The organism is Yaniella sp. (genome assembly GCF_030453185.1).
In the GTDB taxonomy this organism is placed as follows: Bacteria; Actinomycetota; Actinomycetes; order Actinomycetales; family Micrococcaceae; genus Yaniella.
This window is the reverse complement of the sequence record NZ_JAKDKW010000013.1, coordinates 1-19,385: the sequence shown is the minus strand read 5'-3', so window position 1 is coordinate 19,385 and position 19,385 is coordinate 1. Positions and strand designations below refer to the sequence as shown.

13 protein-coding genes are annotated in these 19,385 nt (G+C 53.8%); 6 read left to right on the top strand and 7 right to left on the bottom strand.

Going from position 1 to position 19,385, the window contains the following annotated elements:
- Positions 1–76 precede the first annotated feature (76 nt).
- On the top strand, positions 77–3,529 hold the full coding sequence (locus L0H14_RS03530; protein ID WP_301417618.1) for a pyruvate carboxylase: 3,453 nt from the start codon (positions 77–79) through the stop codon (positions 3,527–3,529).
- Between the two features lie 55 nt (positions 3,530–3,584).
- Complete coding sequence (locus tag L0H14_RS03525; RefSeq protein ID WP_301417571.1) at positions 3,585–5,012, top strand: mycothione reductase; 1,428 nt, start codon at positions 3,585–3,587, stop codon at positions 5,010–5,012.
- 69 nt (positions 5,013–5,081) lie between these two features.
- Here L0H14_RS03525 and L0H14_RS03520 read toward each other — a convergent pair whose 3' ends face one another.
- The 3 genes from L0H14_RS03520 to L0H14_RS03510 form a co-directional block, all read right to left on the bottom strand.
- A complete protein-coding gene (locus tag L0H14_RS03520) occupies positions 5,082–6,896 on the bottom strand; it encodes a long-chain fatty acid--CoA ligase (RefSeq protein WP_301417569.1) in 1,815 nt (604 codons plus the stop codon).
- Between the two features lie 113 nt (positions 6,897–7,009).
- A complete protein-coding gene (locus L0H14_RS03515) occupies positions 7,010–7,465 on the bottom strand; it encodes a hypothetical protein (RefSeq protein WP_301417567.1) in 456 nt (151 codons plus the stop codon).
- Positions 7,455–8,240, bottom strand: coding sequence for a carboxylesterase (locus L0H14_RS03510; protein WP_301421400.1), 786 nt, complete (start codon positions 8,238–8,240; stop codon positions 7,455–7,457). Before L0H14_RS03510 ends, L0H14_RS03515 begins: the two co-directional genes overlap by 11 nt.
- Positions 8,241–8,388: 148 nt before the next feature.
- Between L0H14_RS03510 and L0H14_RS03505 the strand changes: the two genes are divergently transcribed.
- Positions 8,389–9,825, top strand: coding sequence for a class II 3-deoxy-7-phosphoheptulonate synthase (locus L0H14_RS03505; RefSeq protein WP_301417617.1), 1,437 nt, complete (start codon positions 8,389–8,391; stop codon positions 9,823–9,825).
- 252 nt (positions 9,826–10,077) lie between these two features.
- Here the strand turns inward: L0H14_RS03505 and L0H14_RS03500 are convergent, their stop codons facing one another.
- Both L0H14_RS03500 and L0H14_RS03495 read right to left on the bottom strand, forming a co-directional pair.
- Positions 10,078–11,394: a protein kinase gene (locus L0H14_RS03500; protein WP_301417563.1), complete on the bottom strand. Its 1,317-nt coding sequence runs from the start codon at positions 11,392–11,394 to the stop codon at positions 10,078–10,080.
- A 63-nt stretch (positions 11,395–11,457) separates the two neighbouring features.
- Positions 11,458–13,368 (bottom strand): lytic transglycosylase domain-containing protein, encoded by a 1,911-nt coding sequence (locus tag L0H14_RS03495; RefSeq protein WP_301417561.1) that lies wholly within the window; start codon positions 13,366–13,368, stop codon positions 11,458–11,460.
- A 231-nt stretch (positions 13,369–13,599) separates the two neighbouring features.
- Between L0H14_RS03495 and L0H14_RS03490 the strand changes: the two genes are divergently transcribed.
- A complete protein-coding gene (locus tag L0H14_RS03490) occupies positions 13,600–13,962 on the top strand; it encodes an Rv2175c family DNA-binding protein (RefSeq protein WP_301421399.1) in 363 nt (120 codons plus the stop codon).
- 6 nt (positions 13,963–13,968) lie between these two features.
- Here the strand turns inward: L0H14_RS03490 and L0H14_RS03485 are convergent, their stop codons facing one another.
- Entirely contained in the window at positions 13,969–15,045 is a 1,077-nt protein-coding gene (locus L0H14_RS03485; RefSeq protein WP_301421398.1) for a polyprenyl synthetase family protein, read from the bottom strand.
- 84 nt (positions 15,046–15,129) lie between these two features.
- Between L0H14_RS03485 and dinB the strand changes: the two genes are divergently transcribed.
- Complete coding sequence (dinB, locus tag L0H14_RS03480; RefSeq protein ID WP_301416894.1) at positions 15,130–16,404, top strand: DNA polymerase IV; 1,275 nt, start codon at positions 15,130–15,132, stop codon at positions 16,402–16,404.
- A 122-nt stretch (positions 16,405–16,526) separates the two neighbouring features.
- Positions 16,527–16,913, top strand: coding sequence for a DUF3040 domain-containing protein (locus L0H14_RS03475; RefSeq protein ID WP_301416892.1), 387 nt, complete (start codon positions 16,527–16,529; stop codon positions 16,911–16,913).
- Positions 16,914–17,006: 93 nt separating this feature from the next.
- On the opposite strand, the gene L0H14_RS03470 is transcribed toward L0H14_RS03475, so the two are convergent.
- Positions 17,007–19,058 carry a hypothetical protein gene (locus tag L0H14_RS03470; protein WP_301416890.1) on the bottom strand — a complete coding sequence of 684 codons (2,052 nt, stop codon included), beginning with the start codon at positions 19,056–19,058 and terminating at the stop codon, positions 17,007–17,009.
- Positions 19,059–19,385: the final 327 nt, after the last annotated feature.

Sequence of the window (19,385 nt, the reverse complement as noted above, 5' to 3'; positions counted from 1 at the left end):
ACAGCAGCACCAACATCATGGAGGTACCTTGGCTGATACTCAAGCTAACTCGGCCGCAAGCAACGGTGGGGAACGAATGTTTAATAAAGTCCTGGTTGCTAACCGAGGCGAGATCGCTGTCCGTGCATTCCGCGCGTGTCACGAACTCGGTGCAAAGACCGTAGCGGTCTTTCCTTATGAGGACCGTAATTCCATTCACCGACAAAAAGCTGACGAAGCATACCGGATTGGTGAAGAAGGCCACCCTGTGCGGGCCTACCTCGATGTGGATAGCATCATCAATGTTGCTTTGGAAGCAGGCGTTGACGCCATCTATCCAGGCTATGGGTTTCTTTCTGAGAATTCAGAGTTAGCCAGGAAGGCTGAAGCTAACGGACTGACGTTTGTGGGGCCGCCTGCGGATGTTCTGGAGCAAACAGGCAATAAGGTTGCCTCGCTACGTGCCGCTGAAGCCGCTGGTGTACCGGTGCTGAAGTCTACGGAACCGTCGGACAATGAAGACGAGCTCATTGCGCAAGGGGATGACATTGGGTTCCCATTATTTGTTAAGGCCGTTGCCGGTGGCGGTGGCCGCGGTATGCGACGCGTCGAGAAAGCACAAGATCTGCCTGAAGCTTTGAAAGCAGCGATGCACGAAGCAGATACAGCTTTCGGTGACCCAACGGCTTTTCTTGAGCAAGCAGTATTGCGCCCTCGACACATAGAGGTCCAGGTCTTAGCTGACAGTAACGGCGATGTCGTGCACCTGTTCGAGCGCGATTGCTCGATGCAACGTCGGCACCAAAAAGTCATTGAGATTGCCCCGGCACCAAACATTGATGATGAACTGCGTCAGCGACTCTATGATGATGCTGTGAAATTTGCCAAGGCAATGAACTATCGCAACGCCGGTACTGTCGAATTCTTGGTTGATACCGAAGGGGAGCGTGCAGGAGAGCACGTGTTCATTGAGATGAACCCTCGCATCCAGGTTGAGCACACCATTACCGAAGAGATTACAGACGTTGACTTGGTGGGCGCACAGCTTCGTATTGCGGCAGGGGCAACCTTCGCGGATCTCGATATTCGTCAAGAAGAGCTCTTCGTACGCGGTTCAGCTATTCAGTGTCGCATCACCACAGAAGACCCAGCCAACGATTTCCGTCCGGATACTGGAAAAATCACGGCGTACCGTTCTGCAGGTGGTTCGGGCATTCGACTAGATGGCGGGACGATCTACACGGGCGCCGAAATTTCCCCGCACTTTGACTCCATGCTGGTCAAAATGTCAGCACGTGGTCGCGATTTCTTAACAGCTCAGCGTCGAGCTCGGAGAGCCCTTGCTGAATTCAGAGTCCGCGGCGTGGCTACAAACATTCCATTCCTGCTCAATGTCTTTGACAACCAGCAATTCATCGATGGCGACGTTGCCACAGACTTTATTGATAAGAATCCGTACCTGACGCAAATTAACCGTTCACAGGACCGAGGCTCACGAGCGTTATCGTACCTGGCAGATGTCACGGTCAACCCTCCATACGGTCCACGGATCGAAGGTATGGATCCGCGTAAAAAATTGCCAGATTTTCCTGGCGATAAGTCTGATGAACCTGATCGGAGCCCGTTTGATGGCCCCTCGAAGGTTGCCCCACCTACCGGATGGCGTGACCTTCTCCTTGAAAAGGGGCCCGAAGGCTTTGCCCAAGCACTACGGGACCATGAGGGACTCGGGGTTACCGACACCACGTTCCGCGATGCACACCAGTCACTGCTGGCTACCCGGATTCGTACCAGGGACATGCTTGCCGCGGCTCCGGCAGTCTCGCACTTATTGCCGAATTTGGTATCCGCAGAGGTCTGGGGCGGAGCTACCTATGACGTCGCCCTGCGATTCCTTTCTGAAGACCCGTGGGATCGTCTCGCGCGTTTCCGCGAAGAGATGCCAAACATCCCGCTACAGATGTTGTTGCGGGGGCGCAACACCGTTGGTTACACACCGTATCCACAACGCGTAACTGAGGCATTCGTCGAGGAAGCAGCGCAAACCGGGGTCGACATCTTCCGTATTTTTGATGCGTTGAACGATGTCAATCAGATCATCCCGGCTATCACAGCCGTGCGTGAGAACACCGCATCAGTTGCTGAAGCAGCGCTGTGCTACACCGGCAATTTGCTGGATCCCCAGGAGCAGCTATACACCCTTGACTATTACCTTGGCCTGGCCGATGAAATGGTCAAGGCTGGTGCACACGTTCTTGCGATCAAGGATATGGCAGGACTTCTTCGTCCCGCTGCGGCGACGAAGCTCGTCAGCGCACTGCGCGAAAACTTTGATCTGCCGGTCCATCTGCACACGCACGATACCTCCGGTGGCCAGCTAGCAACGTTGATAGCCGCCTCCGCTGCAGGCGTTGACGCCGTTGATACAGCTAGTGCTGCTTTGGCGGGCACCACTTCGCAGGTATCGATGTCTGCGTTGGTCGCAGCCACGGACAATACCGAACGTGAGACAGGCTTGGACCTCGCCCATGTTGCTGAAATGGAGCCCTACTGGGAATCGGTGCGTGAGATTTACTCACCCTTCGAATCAGGTCTTCCAGCACCAACGGGGCGCATCTATGCCCATGAGATTCCAGGCGGACAACTCTCCAACCTTCGCCAGCAGGCGATTGCACTGGGCGTGGGGGAACGATTCGAAGATATCGAAAACATGTACGAGGCTGCCAACGACATTCTGGGCGACATCGTCAAGGTCACCCCGTCGTCGAAAGTTGTGGGAGATCTGGCACTAGCGCTGGTTTCCGCTGATGCAGATCCAGCAGATTTCGAAGAAAATCCAGGGAACTACGACATTCCGGATTCGGTGATTGCGTTTCTCTCCGGACAACTCGGGGACCCTCCAGGTGGCTGGCCGGAACCGTTCCGAACCAAGGCCCTAGAAGGCCGGAATGCCACCGGAATCGAGATTGAAGATGTCTCTGAAGAAGACGCTGCCAAACTCGCTGATGCTGGTGAGACACGGCGCAGAACCTTGAACCACTTGCTCTTCCCTGGACCGACAGCCGAGTATGAGGAACATGTTCGGCAGTATGGCGACACCTCGGTGCTTCATACCCGAGACTTCCTCTATGGGATGGTCGAAGGCCACGAGCACGTGATCTCGCTAGGCAAGGGCGTGCGGTTGCTGACCACCCTCCAAGCGGTGTCAGAAGCCGATGAGAAGGGCATGCGAACCGTCATGGTGACATTAAATGGACAACAGCGCCAGGTAGATGTTCGTGACCGTTCCGTAGAGTCCAGCGTTCATGAAGCTGAAAAGGCAGATGCTTCGCACCAGGGTCACGTCCCGGCACCGTTTTCGGGCACTGTGACCGTCACGGTCGAAGAAGGCGAGACCGTAGCGGTGGGGGACACTGTGGCTACTATCGAAGCCATGAAGATGGAAGCAGGCATCACCGCTCCGGTGGCCGGTACTGTCTCACGGGTGGTACTGCCTACGCCGACCCCCGTAGCAGGAAACGACCTGATAGTGGTGCTTGACCCCGCATAACGCTGGATGTGAACCTGTATCTCATTACCGGATTCGGAACCATTACACTGTTGGCATGAGCATCGAAAAATACGATCTGGCCATCATTGGTTCCGGGTCCGGTAATTCTCTTATTACGCCCTATTGGGATGACAAAAAAGTTGCCATCATCGACTCTGGAGTCTTTGGTGGAACATGTTTGAACGTTGGATGCATCCCAACCAAAATGTTCGCATACCCGTCGCAGTTAGCTTCTTATCCTTCTGAAGGTGCCCGACTAGGCGTGGACATGGCCTTCCAATCTGCGGACTGGCCAGCGATCCGTGATCGTATTTTCTCTCGAATCGATGCCATTTCCGACGGTGGAAAACATTACCGGGATGTGGAACTGGACCACACAACACTGATTGCGGAAGAAGTCCATTTCTCAGGTCCGAAACAATTGACGACCGCGTCTGGTCGAGTTCTTGAAGCAGACCAGATCGTGATCGCTGCGGGTTCTCGACCGAGCCTGCCCGATGTACCTGGAACAAATCTCTCTGGAGTGCACACATCGGACACAGTGATGCGCTTGGAAGAACTGCCCAAGCGCATCATTATTGTCGGCGGAAAATATATTGGCTCGGAATTCGCCGCAATTTTTGCAGGCTTAGGATCCGAAGTTATCCAAGTCAATCGTTCCGGACAATTGCTATCGAGCCATGACAAGACCGTTTCGGAGCGCTTCACTCGTGTCGCGCAGGAACAGTGGCAACTTGCCCTGAACCGGACGCTGCATTCCATCGAACACGAAGGTGAGCAGCTACGAGTCAATGTCAGTGCTACTGGCCAGAATAACGACGATGTGGTGGAGTCCTTCACCGGGGATGTCGTCTTGCTGGCTACGGGACGATTCCCCAATACAGACCGACTGAATCTGGAAGCCACCGGTATCGATTTGGTCGGTGATGTGATCGCCCGGGATGAATATCTTCGTGTCCTATCAAACGGCCACCCGCTCAAAGACGTGTGGGCTATCGGAGATATCGCAAATCCTGAGATGCTGAAACACGTTGCCAACCATGAACAGCGCATCGTCTCGCATAACCTAGAAAACCCTGCCAACATGAAACCAGATACGTTGGGCCCAATTCCGGCGGGGGTCTTTACTCGCCCACAAATCGCCAGTACCGGTCTTACCGAAGACGACGCACGTGCTCAGTTTGGTCAGGACGCAATTACCGTAAAAATCCAAGCCTACGGTGACACCGCATACGGCTGGGCAATGGAAGACTCACATGGGTTCGTCAAGCTCATTGCCAATAAATCAACCGGCCTGTTGCTTGGTGCCCACATTATGGGACCGGAAGCGACGAACTTGCTCCAGCCGATAATTATGGCCATGTCGTTCGGCATCACGGCGCATCAAATGGCTCGGGGACAGTATTGGATCCATCCAGCCATGGCAGAAGTTGTAGAAAATGCCCTGTTGGGACTCGACGTCCCAGAATCCGGACAGCTTTAAAATACCTATGGTATGCACGAAACGTTCCGGACTGGTCTCGGCCACGGTCCGGAACGTTTCGTGTATGTATTACGATGCAGCTGGCTGGTAAATATCGTCGATGAGATCAGAATAGTCGCGCATAATAGTCTCGCGACGGATCTTTAGCGATGGGGTCATCTGGCCGGATTCGATGGTGAAGTCTTGGTCAGTGATCCTGAATTCACGGATTGATTCTGCCCGAGAGACGGATTCATTGGCTTGATCGATCAGACTTTGAACATAATCGCGAACTGCTGGATGTTGTGACATGTCGGCCATTGTCATGGACTCATCAAGTTGACGTTGTTTGAGCCAGGACGGGGCAGTCTCGGCATCTAATGTGATGATCGCGGCGACGAATTTCTGATTGTCACCAACGACCATGACTTGAGAGACCAATCCATCAGCACGGATCTGGTCTTCCAATTGTGCTGGTGCAACGTTTTTCCCACTAGCCGTAACGAGAATTTCCTTTTTCCGACCGGTAATGGATAAGAATCCGTCGTCGTCTAGTTGGCCTACATCACCGGTGTAGAACCAGCCATCGACCATTTCTTCAGCGGTTTTATCCGGCAGGTTGTGATAGCCCTTGAACACAGAGATACCTTGGGCCAAGATTTCCCCGTCATCGGCGATGCGGATACTGTTGCCGGGTACCGGTAGCCCAACGGTGCCCACTCGAGTGCGGTCACCAGGTCGATTGACCGTCACCGGTGCGGTGGTTTCTGTTAGACCATAGCCTTCCTTAATGTCGACGCCGACACCTCGGAAGAAGTGACTGAGATATGCACCCAGAGGTCCGCCTCCGGAGATCGCGTCTTTGACATTACCCCCCATAGCTGCCCGAATTTTTGTATAGAGCAACTTATCGAAGACCCAGTGCTTCGCTCGAAGGCCGACTGGAATCTTACCGGCTTCTTTGGCTTTGGAGTACTTGACAGCGATTTCGGCGCCAGTGCTGAAGATTTTCCCTTTGCCATCTTGTTCAGCACTGAGCATGGCCGAGTTATAGACTTTCTCAAAGACCCGGGGGACGGCCAGGATGAAGTCGGGTTGATATGATTTCAGATCTGGAACCAGATCTTTCACATCGGGTGTGTGGCCCACTTTGGCGCCGGCTGCTATAGCCTGAAACGAGATAAATCGCGCGAAGATGTGTGCCAGTGGGATGAACATAATAGTCTTGCTACCGCGTGGCAACACGGAACCCATTTCCGAGGCCAATACGTTGAGCGATAGATTCACCAGGTTGCCGTGAGTAATCATGCAGCCCTTGGGCCGGCCGGTGGTTCCTGAGGTGTACACGATCGTTGCTACATCGTCCAAATTGGCTGCGGAACGTCGTTGGTTCATATCTTGGGCATTGGGGCCAAGTTCAGCCTGGGCGCGGAGGTCGTCGAGACCGTTTTCCATGATCCAGATGCCGCGAAGTTCGGGGAGGCCTTCACGCTGGATGGCGGTTTGGACCGCACGCTGATGTTCTGAGGTTTCTACAATGGCTGCCTGTACGTTGGAGTCTTCTAGAATCCAAGCGATCTGTGACGGGGAAGACGTTTCGTAGATGGGAACGGTGACTGCACCCGTGTACATGATCGCAAGGTCAAGGAGTGTCCACTCATATCGTGTTGGACTCATAATGGCTACGGATTGACCTTGCTCGATACCCATGGCAGCGAGGGCCCGAGCCAGTGTTTGGACGTCTTCGCGAAAATCGCGGACTGAAATGTCTGTCCATTCACCGGGAGCTGTTTGGCGGGCAAACAGCGGGAGGTTCGGGTCGTCGGCAAAGTGGTCCTCAATGAGATCAGTAGCATTTGAATGCGGGGGTGCTTCAACCAGCAACGGGACGGTGATCTCTCGCATGTGGCTCCTCTATGGCGTAAGTGGTTATGAGATATGACTCACATTCTACCGGCTGGTATCTTGATTGACGAGTTATGGAGCCGGGCCTGTCGGAGTAGTCAGGTTTTAGACCTTTAGACCTTTGCGCCGTCACCGTAGTCATCGTCGTCAAAACGATCTCGGTGTGCCCAGGTTTTAGGTAACAGAAAGAACAGGCTGATGGCTCCGGCCAGGAATCCCAGAGTTGAAGCAATATTGAGCCACCACGGGAGTTGCCAGCCTCCCATGCCCGCCACAATCCACAGAACCGCGGCGCTAATAACTCCCAGCCACGACAGCACCGTGCGAGGGTTGCTAGCCGAAACTGGTTTCGGTTCAGGCGGCTGGAAATCGGAAATATCGTCCTCGGTTAGCGTGTAGTCACGCGGGCCGGGTGCACTCAATGGACGGCTTTGCTCTTCGGCGTGCGGACGATCCTCATTACCGTTTTCTTCGAAGATGGGCTCGCTTTTTGCTTGCTCCGGGTTTCCTCCGAGGCGTCGAACCAGGTCTTCCCATTCGGCGTCGCGGTTCATGTCGTCACGGCTCACGGTGCCCTCCAGACATAGCGCTGAGTTTAGCGACACTATCGTGATGGATCATCTCGGCATCATGGTCCAAGGTTGCGACATGATAGCTGTTCTCAAGCACGAGCTTGTCAAACAGGTCAGGATCAAGATGACGTTCGAGGAAGCGTGCCGACGAACGCGGCACAATATGGTCTGTTCGAGAGACGTATAGTGTGACCGGAGAATCGATACGCGATAAGTTGCTGCGAGTCGTGCGAAATAACTGTGCCAACTGCTGCACTGCGGGCACTGGAGTCCGATCATAAGCGCTTTCTGACACACCAGGCTTGTTGACGTCGCCGGCCAATGGTCCCACTGTTGGTACCAGTCGATGCACTAGTGGTGAGAGGAATACTCCTAGGCGGTCACTAACCTTGAAGCTAAGTGCAGGATTCACAACAAAGGTTGCATTGACTGGACGGTGTGCTGCTGCATCGAGTGCAAGGGCACCACCCATGGATAAACCACCAACGGCTACTGCATCATAGGGGCCGGCGAGCAGAGTATCGAGCTCTTGTTGCACGTCGGTACGCCACCGGCCGGCTTTTGTTCGTGCGAGGTCAGCAACATTGGTGCCGTGGCCGGTGAGTAGTGGGATGCGTACAGTTGCACCGGCTTTGGACAGAGCTTGGCCCCAGGGGAGCACCGAGTCTGGTCCCGCAGTGAATCCGTGCAGCAAAAGAACAGCCCATCGGATCCCATCATGATTAAGTATCCCGAGCGGATCTGGCTCAAGGTAAATTGAAGATTGCTGCATACCCATTACCTCCAGCATAATCACCCGCGCAAACAGGATGGATCCCAGATGCCGTTTTCCAACGATTGCGCTCACAAAAAGATCGTATTGGCTTATAGCGTCATGAACTACCAACTGCGGGATTAGGCCCCGTATGCTGGGCTGCATGATGTATGACACTGCGGAAAATACTCAAGCGATTGAACCCTTCGGGACGAACCTTTCCCAAGGCGCTGCTGACTATCCAGGCCTGGATGAATGGCGGGATCTTGACGTAAAGCAAGCACCGCAGTGGTATGACGAACAAATCTTTAACGACACGTTCAACGAGCTGTCCCACGTTCCGCCCTTGGTATTTGCAGGTGAAGTTGATGTCCTGCGTGAACGGCTTGCCCAGGCAGCTTCTGGCAACGCGTTTGTACTGCAGGGTGGCGACTGTGCAGAAACGTTTGCCGGCGCAACGGCAAACAAAATTTCATCGCGAATCCGCACAATTTTGCAAATGGCCGTTGTATTGACCTACGGGGCATCAGTGCCTGTGGTCAAGATGGGGCGTATGGCAGGGCAATTTGCCAAGCCACGTTCTTCGAATATGGAAACTCGCGGTGATGTCACCTTGCCATCGTTCCGTGGAGAGATCGTCAACGGGTTCGACTTCACTGAAGAGTCCCGTCGTCACGACCCACGTCGAATGATGCAGGCATACCACACCTCTGCATCGACGTTGAATCTTATTCGGGCATTCACTACTGGCGGTTTTGCTGATTTACGTACCGTCCACTCGTGGAACAAGGGTTTTATGTCCAACCCTGCGTACGCTCGTTTTGACGAGCTAGCAGCAGAAATTGATCGTGCTGTCCGTTTCATGGCTGCTGCTGGAGCGGATTTTGATGCACTGCGAACAGTGGAGTTCTTTTCTGCTCACGAAGCTTTGCTGCTGGATTATGAGCGGGCATTGACTCGCGTGGACTCACGTACCGGGTTGCCTTACATTACGTCGTCACACTTTGTTTGGATAGGCGAACGAACCCGCCAGGTGGATGGCGCGCATGTAGACTACCTTTCCCGTATTCGTAACCCAATCGGTGTGAAGCTCGGGCCAACGACCACGGTCGATGAGGCTATGGAACTCGTGGAAAAGCTTGATCCCAACCGCGAACCAGGGCGCCTGACCTTCATCATTCGTATGGGCGCAGATACCATTCGCGAAAAGTTGCCAACCATTATGGAGGGTGTCAAAGCCGCCGGAGCTACGCCACTTTGGATCAACGATCCTATGCATGGCAATACCATTACTGCGGCCAATGGTTACAAGACCCGTCGCCTGGAAGACATCATGAACGAGGTCCGTGGTTTCTTTGAAGTCGCCCAAGCTACCGGAACTCATCCGGGTGGACTGCACATCGAGCTGACCGGTGATGATGTTGCCGAATGCCTGGGCGGATCCGTAGAAGTAGACGAGTCCGCGTTTGACGAGCGCTATGAGACCTTGGTTGACCCTCGGCTGAATCATCAACAGTCGTTAGAACTGGCTTTCTTAGTTGCTGAAGCATTATCTGCTCAAGCGAACGCTGACAGCACGGCCTCGTCGCCAACAACCAAGTAAATTGTTTGACCCTCGCAGAATTCGACTTCAAACTGCGGGGGTCAAAATGTTTATTGGTTCAAAGGCGATGCACTAGGGGATGAGCCCGAACCGTCTGGCGGCAATCACTGCTTCATGACGACTGTGGACGTGTAACTTCCCGAGGATAGTGGGCATGTACCCTTTGACGGTGTATTTTCGAACCGGAAGGGGAGAATTCTGTGAGCTTATCGCCACTTCAGTGAGCGGTCCTTCACTGAAACTTTTATCAGGTTAGCCGAACAGCCAGCTCATAATCCATGTGCCGGCCCAGTGGCCGAATAAAACGGTTGCAGCGGCTGCCATGACGATCAGTAATGTCATGATTGCAGCTCGCGATGGAGCGATTGGTGCAAAGTTCTGCGCGGGTTCATGCGGCTTCTGGTTGTCAAGGGCGCGGGTCTGAGGCATCACCGCACGGTGAGACGGTGCAGGCTCCCGCTGGTAATGGTTGAAATCGCCAGCCGGTGCTGTTTCTGCTGTGACCGAAGGCGGAAGGATCGAGACATTTGGTTGCGGAGGTGCTGCTGGTTGTGGGGGACCGGTAACGTCCATTGAACCGTCGACTTCAGCCGATTCGGGACTCGGCTGATATGGGCGCGTTGCTGTCTGGTCGAATGGTTGCGTCGCGACGTCGTTAAAAGCCTGAGTATCAGCTTCGTCAGCCGGGACGTGTCCCGCGAGTTGTTCAGCGGTATCGGGGTTTTCGAGCAAATGCTGGATCAGGATGAGTACCTCAGTTGCGTCTGCCGGACGATCTTCTGGGGATGGCTCGGTCATATGCAGGACGAGGTCGTCAACGGCAGCGCTTATACCCGAGACGAGCGTGGACGGGGCCGGGACACGGGAGTTGGTGTGTTGGACGGCGATAGCTACAGCAGATTCCCCTGTATAAGGACGGCTTCCCGTCAGCATCTCGAAAACTAGGATGCCGAGTGCATAGACGTCTGATCGTTCATCGGCCTGTTCGCCGGTCACGAGTTCGGGCGACATGTAGGACACGGTGCCCATCAGGGCCATCCCAGTCCCCGTATGATTTGAGGCAGCGCGAGCCAAGCCGAAGTCAGCCACCTTAATGTCGCCGTCGTGAGATACAAGAACATTTTCGGGTTTAATGTCGCGGTGGATAAGACCGATTCGGTGTGCCGCTGCTACACCCCGGATGATCGGGAGGGCGATGTTCCATGTTTCTTCAACTGTCATGTCCTTTGCCGCACGCATGACTTCACGCAAGGTATGGCCTTCAATGAACTCCATGGCGAGGAAGGCTACGTTGCCATCTCCAGCTGGGCCCACGCCCTGGTCGTAGACGTTGATCACGTGCGGGTGATTGATCTTGGCAGTATTCTTAGCTTCTGCTTCGAATTTTTCGATCACAGCTGGGTCTTCGGCCATATTTGGGCGCAGAACTTTTAGCGCGACTTCGCGATCGAGCCTGGTATCGACGGCACGATAGACGGTGGCCATGCCGCCGTGTGCGATCCGTTGTGTAATGGTGTAACGGTTGTCGACGGTGGTGCCAACGAGCGAGGGGCCTGCGGGTGTATTCACGTCACATACGATACCCGGTCAGCCAGGCTGACCGGGCATCGTTTCCATATAAGCGGACGTGATTTAGTAACGACTCTTGGCCTCGTTGATTTTCTTCACGTAGTCCTTGGTGTCGTCGTACATGCCGTATTTGGCTACGCCACCTGCACCCTGGTAGTAGCCGGCGATGCCGATGTCACCGGGGTCACTGTTCTGGAGATGACGGATAATCGCCACACCAGCGGTGATATTGTCTTGTGGGTCCATAATGTTCAGGTCCCGGCCAACCAACTGTGATGCCCATTCGCCTGAACTCGGGATTACCTGCATAGTACCGATCGCGTTAGCCGGCGACACCGCAGTGGCATCGAAGCCCGATTCGATCTGTGCATGCGCGAGCGCTAGCGAAGGATCAACGCCCATCGAGCTTGCTGTCGAGCGGACCATTTCTCGAATTTGGCTGCGGGATGGCATCTGCGAATCAAGTAGCGCACGTTTATTGTCGTTCGCGTTTGCGACGACGTCCTCTGGGTACGTTCTGTCGAGGAATGTATCTCCTACCAGTTGCTCATCGTTGCCAGATGACGCGGTGCTGGTAGAGCTGGAACCCGAGCCGCCGAGCTTCAATGTTTGGCCGGCGCGGATGATGTCCGTGGACTCCATCCCATTGGCGTTCAGCAACTGCTGCAAACTCAGGCCATTCCGGGAAGCAACGCCTGATAAGGTATCGCCTGACTTGACCTTGTAGCTGGATGCGCTCGAGGTGCTGGCCGAAGTACTTCCGCTTGATTCACCTGACGAAGCCGAAGACCCTGAGAGCTTCAGCGACTGACCGGCATAAATGTTGTCACCGCTCAAGCTGTTGGCACTGCGAAGGGTAGAAACACTTACCCCCTCCTTGGCAGCAATGCCGGACAGAGTATCGCCAGATTTCACTTTATATGTGCCTCCGGAGCTCGATCCGCTGGAGCTTGCAGTCGAAACCGATGAGCTGGACGAGTTGCTTGATCCCGAGAGTTTGATGGTCTGCCCCGGGAAAATCAGCGAGGACAGGGAAAGATTGTTGGCTTTCAACACTGTCGAAAGGCTCACATTGTTTCGAGCGGCTATTCCAGAAAGTGTGTCACCATCTTTTACCGTGTAGCTACTGGAAGAGTTGGTCGAAGAAGCCGTCGAGGAGTCTGTAGAAGCCGACGACGAAGTACTACCGGAAAGCTTGAGTTGTTGGCCGGGATAGATGACCGACGAGGCAGATAGGCCGTTGGCTTTCAACAGTGTTGATAGGCCGACCTTCTGGCTGGCCGCAATGCCTGAGAGTGTGTCTCCCGATTTCACTTTGTATGAGCCGCCCGATGTGCTCGACGCTGTAGAAACCGTGGAGGAAGCTGAGCTGCCGGAGAGTTTTAGGCTTTGGCCCGGGTAGATGACCGACGACGTTGATAGGCCGTTAGCGCTGAGCAGGGTGGAGAGGCCCACGCCCTGTTTCGCGGCGATGCCAGAAAGGGTGTCGCCAGTCTTGACGGTGTAGGAGTTTGACGATGAATTCGAACTAGTCGACGCGGTTGTCGTGGCAGATGCAGATGCCCCAAGTTTCAGGACGTCTCCCGGGTAAATGGTCGAGGAGGCTTTCAGTCCGTTCCATTTCAGCAGTTTCGAGAGGGAAACTCCGTTAGCGTACGCAACGTGGCCCAGGGTGTCGCCTGCTTTCACCTTATAGGTGGAAGGTGCTGTTTTTGCAGCCTGGAAGTTTGTCTGTGTGAAACGAGCGGGCAATTGAGCTGCTAGCTGCTCGGAGGACAGGAGAGTGTCCTGTAGCGCGCTTTGAGCGGCAGAGACATTGGCGGCTGTTGCTGGTTTCGGACTCAATGCCGTACCAGGTGCATCAGCCACTGCAGGTGCGGCTGCGGCGGCAGAGCCCATCGCTAGTAGCGGCAGAGCCGATGTGGCAACCGCTGTTTTATAGAACCGGGAAGCACCGGATGTACGGTCAATCATTAAACGTATCCTCTTGCGTCAGGCACCTGAGCCAGGGGAAGTTCCTTTGTGCAGCGTGTGACAAAAGTAGCGTCGAGGTGTACGTGATGAAAATGTTACATACGAGAATATACATGACTAATGGTGCAAATGTTAATAGAAGATTCAAGTTTATTCCCAGATCAGCTTGAAGATGCGCTTTTCATGTCGATGCAATCGCGAAATCTTGAATATCTGCGATACGGTAGAGGCGTGAATCAAACACGCGATCTAGAAACCCTTGTTGGAACCTGGCTAACGCTTCCAGATGTTGCTGAGCGCCTTGATGTAATTGTGACCCGTGTTCACAAGATGATTAAGGACAAGCAACTATTAGATATACGGCTCGGTGATGACAGGATTCGGTATGTGCCTGCTGAATTCCTGACGGAGTCGGGCTTGTTGAAGCCGCTACGTGGCACGATTATCGTGCTCGAGGACGCAGGCTTCGATGAGGAAGAAATTGTACGGTGGCTCTTTACTGAAGATGAATCCCTGCCAGGACGGCCCATCGACGCGCTGCGGGCTGGACGCAAAACTGAGATTAGGCGCCGCGCTCAAGCATTGGGTTGGTAGCAAACCCTAGTGCTGTCTGGCGATCAGGCCAGATACAAGGTCGCCAAGACCGACCTTCACATCGTCTGCGATGGCGAGACGGTCCAATGCCTCGCGAGTTTCGAGACCGAGTCGCTCGATTTCAGCTTCAACCGTAGCCCGTGCCCCGGATCGCTCCAGTAATTCCTGGAGCTCTTGGACGCTGTGGGGACTTTGTGCAGGATGCATCAAAAAGTTGTTGAGCATTTGAGCGTCTTCTCTATCGAGACTGTTGAGCGCGTGAGCTACGAGTTCCGTGCGCTTGCCTTCGACGAGGTCATCACCGGAGGGTTTACCGGTAAGCTCCGGATCCCCAAATACTCCGAGTAAGTCATCTCCCAGTTGGAAAGCCATGCCTAGGGGGAGAGAAAAATCACGGTATGTCGACAGTGTGGTTTCGTCAGCACCGGCCAGCACACCTCCCAGTTCGAACGGCCAGACGGCCGAATAATGGGCAGATTTATATTGCAAGACTGTTCTGGCACGTTCCAGTGCCACTTCAGGATCATCCGGGATGTGTGCTTCAGCCAAGATGTCGAGATATTGACCAGTCATGACTTCGAAACGCATGGCGTGGAACGCATCACGGGCCGGGGCGGCAAACGCTGTGGCATCAGCGGTTGTGGAGAAGATCTCTTCGCTAAGACCTAACGCCAGATCGCCAGCGAGGATGCCGGCCGAAATGCCAAAATGCTTGCCATCTTGAACCCAGCGATTATCGTCATGAAGGTTCTGGAACCTTTTGTGCACTGATGCCTGGCCCCTACGGGTGTCAGATCGGTCCAAAATATCGTCGTGGATCAGAGCGGCAGCTTGGAAAAGTTCCAGCGCGACCCCAGCATCGATAATGCGAGGGTCATCGGCATCTCCACCAGCACCCTGCCAACCCCACCACGCGAGCAGGGCTCGTAGGCGTTTACCTCCCTGTACGAGCTCAACGATCGATGTCACGAGTGGTTCAGCTGATTCAGCTATGTTGCCGGCCCGTTGCTGATATTCAAGCAACATCTCCTGCATTCGGTTATGTAATGTGTTTCGGAACCACACCGCATCGGTAATCGTCACTGTTTTGCGTCTCCTGCCTGCTGAAGCGAACGGCTTAAATCCTTACCCTTCAACCTTACTGCGCGAACCGCGTAGAATTGATACATGATCTCTACGGGTCGAAGCTCAATTCCCCGCCCCGAGTGGGCCGATAGTTCCTGGGACTCGACCATCCTACATATCGATATGGACGCTTTCTTTTTGTCGGTTGAACTACTGGACCAGCCAGAGCTCAGGGGCTTACCTGCCGTAGTGGGTGGGAAATCAGGGCGTTCGGTTGTGACGTCTCCGTCATACGAAGCCCGCAAATACGGGATCCGATCAGCAATGCCAATGTCCCATGCACTTGCTCTCTACCCGCGGTTAGCGATTATCGAACCCAGCCGTGACAAGTATTCACAAGCCTCGAAGAGGATCATGGACGTTCTGCATGACATCACGCCTAATGTCGAGCAGCTTTCTATCGATGAAGCGTTTATCGACGTCAGCGGGGCTCGCCGCAGGCTGGGCACTCCGGTTCAAATCGCAGCACTCATTAAACGTCGAGTTCGAGAGACGACCGGACTACCTTCTACAGTTGGAGTGGCCGCGAATAAATCCGTGGCTAAAATTGCTTCGGACCATTCGAAACCCGACGGCTTGGGTGTTGTGCCGATTGAACAGACCCAACAGTACCTCGCGCCACTGCCAGTGAACGTGATCTGGGGCGTTGGGCCGAAACTGCATCAAAGACTCATGAATGCTGACATCCACACAGTTGGGGAGATGGCGAGACAAGATCCACAGCGGATGAGACTTTGGTTAGGGGCAATTGGTCCTCAGTTAGTGGCACTTGCTCGTGGCGAAGATGCAAGAATTGTTGAACCACGCCAGGCTGCAAAATCGGTTTCGGTTGAGCACACCTTCGAACGAGATATCGTCGATAGCCAGCAGCTGGAAAAGTACCTGCTGGAGCTGTCATATGAATGCTCACGCCGAATGCGACATGACGGCCTCGTAGCGTGGGGGCTGAGCGTCAAAGTCAAAGATAATGAGTTTTCAACGCGGACCAAATCAATGTCACTGCAAAGCCCAGCCACATCGGGCGCCGTGTTCTTTCAACAGGCTGTGCCGTTGCTTGATGCCTTAATGCATCAACGGTGGCACCCAGTGCGTCTTCTAGGTTTACGCGCTGATCGCGTAGCTGAACCAGTGGCGCAGCAAGAGGTGCAAGAGTCACTTTTCGATGTGGACGAAACTCTTCAACAACGAGACGCAAGTCAAGACTGGTATTCGACTGACCAAATTTTGGATGATGTAGCTAAGAAATTTCCTAGTGCAGCAATAAAACCCGCCACATTACTACGACACGAAAGACAACAGCGCATGTCAGATGGATAGTTGGCGAGTCTCACACGTCACGGTGTGACAATCTCAGCAAATCGTCAGGCAAAAACTCTAGAATAGAGACAAACTCAACCGATGATTCTCAGGGATTTTCGGCAGATCATGTGGAGGCAACAGTGGGTTTATCAGATAGAGAGAAAGAGGCATTCGCTGAGATCGAATCTCAGCTGATTTCCGACGATCCTAAGTTTGCATCACAGATGCAGATGGGTAAAAAAGATTCAGCGCGCCGTTTCTCAACTCGGAATATTGTATTAGGTGTGCTGATTGCTACAGCCGGCATCGTGGTTCTCCTTACAGGTGTAACTATAGACGCTATTTGGCTGGGTATTGTTGGATTCATCGTCATGGGTGGTGGTATTTATCTGGCATCCAAACGGACGACTAAGCCGCCAAGCAAATCCGGCGGACGTGGTGGCTCCGGAAATAATTCATCAACTTCAAATCAAGGTTTCATAGAAGGGCTTGAATCTCGCTGGGACGAACGGCGTCGCCAGCAATGATGCTCGCCGTACCACTGGCGCCTGTCCTTCCACAGAAAACCCGCAGCATATGCTGCGGGTTTTCTGCTCTTCAAATGTCGAATAATTCAGAGTTTACTTCTGCTCGTCTTCACCAGTTGAGTCTTCTTCAAAATTGGAGTCATTGCTGACTGTCTCGTCAGTATCGACTGCATGCTCAGTAGTGTCATGATGATTTTCGGATTCGCGGTACTCAGCAGCTGACGGGATCGGCACATCAGGGAAGGGCCGCGTCTGATCGTATATGCGGGTACGCTCCGGCTCTGCGAGCGGGTTGGTTGAGCTGGTTTCCGAGGTGGTGTCGCTCAGCGTCCTTGGTGCTAGCGGTGACCGAAAGATTTGAGTTTCGGTCAAATCATCTTTAGGCCCTTGTACGTTATACGGTGTGCTTTCCGTGCTGTTCCGAGGCTGTGAATTCGTGCTGTAATTTGCAGTCCGTTTCCGCCAGACCAGTGCTGCGACTAGTGCTACCGCAAGGAACGCAATGAGTGCCAGGGTTGCCCAGACTGTCGTCGTCGTTGGGCCGCTTGCCGTCACACTGAACTTGCCGGTGGAGTCTTCGATTGCAAGGGTGCCGTCAGCGGCCTCTGTTGTATTAGTCCCTCCGGAATGGAGGGCCGGCAGAATTACTTGGAACGTTGTGGTCTCTTCGACACCACCCGTTGCGAGTTCCCAGATAGCTGACAAATCGACGTCAAGATTATATTCAGGCCAAATGCCGTTGAGTGGATCGTGCTGCAGGCTAATGGTGTCGGTAACGCCTTTTTCTTCGAGATAGTCGTTCAATTGGCTGGCGAGGGCTTGAGCGTCTTGTGCCTGAAACGTTGTGGTGTAGACGGTTTTGCCGTCTTGGCTGGAAGTGCGGAACGAGCCGGTTCCTTGAGCTGGTTCGAACCGTTTGGCCACAGCGTCTTCGTGGTCTTCCGTCGTTTCATCGGCGAGAACAAATTCAAAAGTCTGTTCCATTCCTCCATCGAAGTGTAAGCGAGTAGTGGAGGATAGGGAGTCTAAGGGGATACCTCGGTTGAGCTCCAGGTGAAAATCGCCATCTCCACGACGCTGGTCTACCAGCTGCCAGTGATCGGGATATACGGTATCGCCGTTCAACTGTTGAATATTCGTCGGATTACAGATGGCTTCACAAGTCCAATGTGAGCCCGTGTATTCAGTGATCGCATCGGGTGACGCATCACCAACCGTGTCGGTGGCGCTAAAAGTGGCTTGCTCATTTGCCAACAATATTCGCAGGCCTTCTTCGACTGCCTCAGGAGATTCAAACTGCGCCGAAATTTTTCGTACTTCTGCATTGCCTGAATCGTGGTTTTCTGTGGGACCGGAGTCCTCAACGGCACCACCAACTCCATCTTGGTCATTGAGGCTCTGCACGCGTTCACTGACGAATGTGTTTTGTATCGCTGTGTCTTCGGGTGAGACGAAGTAGGACATAGCGATCTGAAAATCTCCCGATTCGAGGATTTCGAGATCCATAGCTACCTCGTTGAAGCGTCGATCATCGTTCAGGCTGAAGTTGATGCGGGGGAGAGATGTGGAGGTCTCGACCTCTTCGCCGTCATATAAAACGGATGCGGTGCCTCCAGAGGTCAACACCGTGGTGTTTTCCGGAACAACTTGTTCTTCGACCAGCGCGTCTGCAGCCCAGCCCATGAGATCGTCATTATAGAACTTCTCTTCAAAGACTATCGATGTAACTAACTGCTGTTCATCGATTTTCACGTCCATCTCCCGGTCCGCTTCAGGTATATCGGAGACGTCAAGCAATGCGTTAATTTTATGTTTGTAGTCGTCCACGTCATCGAAGTTCATTGTGAACGTAGCGCTATACCCCTCCTCTTCTGATTCGATGCCCTCGAAAGTTAGTTCATCCGGTGTATGGGTCTCTAGTGCTTGCGCTGCGCCGTCAACACCTCCGTTGAGGCTTTGCACGTCATCATCAGCCATAGTCATCACGAACTGACGTTGACCTGAATAGTCCTCTTGCAGCCTGAGCTGCGTATTCACGTCGGAGCCACAGGCCGTGAGTATAAAGGCAGCGACGAAAGTAACCATCACGAAGATGCGTGCTCTGGGGCGGAGTCGAGGCGCGGAGCGGCGCTTCCGAAGGTTCATTATTTCCAAGGTGTAGCTTTCCAATAGGTTCAGTGCCGATGGATGGTGTCGGACAATGCTGCTGGATCTATCTTAACGAGCCACGGTCTTCGGTGTGCCCGCAACGACTATTCTGCTCTGGCGCGTTCCTCACTTCCAAATGTTTGACGAACAGCGTCTGTCACACTTCACTCTCGTTCCCGAGACAGTCCCCACTTCGCTCCACTGAAGTCATGGATGGTTTTGTGCAGCAATATTTCGGACAGAGATTCAATCATCGGTAGTTCTACGGTCACTTCTGTCACATTGTTTACGGCTGCGACGACACACCCTCCCATCCCCTCCCAA

Coding starts and splice junctions, on each gene's coding strand:
- L0H14_RS03530 (WP_301417618.1), top strand. CDS start 77: ATGTTTAATAAAGTCCTGGTTGCTAACCGAGGCGAGATCGCTGTCCGT.
- L0H14_RS03525 (WP_301417571.1), top strand. CDS start 3,585: ATGAGCATCGAAAAATACGATCTGGCCATCATTGGTTCCGGGTCCGGT.
- L0H14_RS03520 (WP_301417569.1), bottom strand. CDS start 6,896: ATGCGAGAGATCACCGTCCCGTTGCTGGTTGAAGCACCCCCGCATTCA.
- L0H14_RS03510 (WP_301421400.1), bottom strand. CDS start 8,240: ATGCAGCAATCTTCAATTTACCTTGAGCCAGATCCGCTCGGGATACTT.
- L0H14_RS03505 (WP_301417617.1), top strand. CDS start 8,389: ATGTATGACACTGCGGAAAATACTCAAGCGATTGAACCCTTCGGGACG.
- L0H14_RS03495 (WP_301417561.1), bottom strand. CDS start 13,368: ATGATTGACCGTACATCCGGTGCTTCCCGGTTCTATAAAACAGCGGTT.
- dinB (WP_301416894.1), top strand. CDS start 15,130: ATGATCTCTACGGGTCGAAGCTCAATTCCCCGCCCCGAGTGGGCCGAT.
- L0H14_RS03470 (WP_301416890.1), bottom strand. CDS start 19,058: ATGAACCTTCGGAAGCGCCGCTCCGCGCCTCGACTCCGCCCCAGAGCA.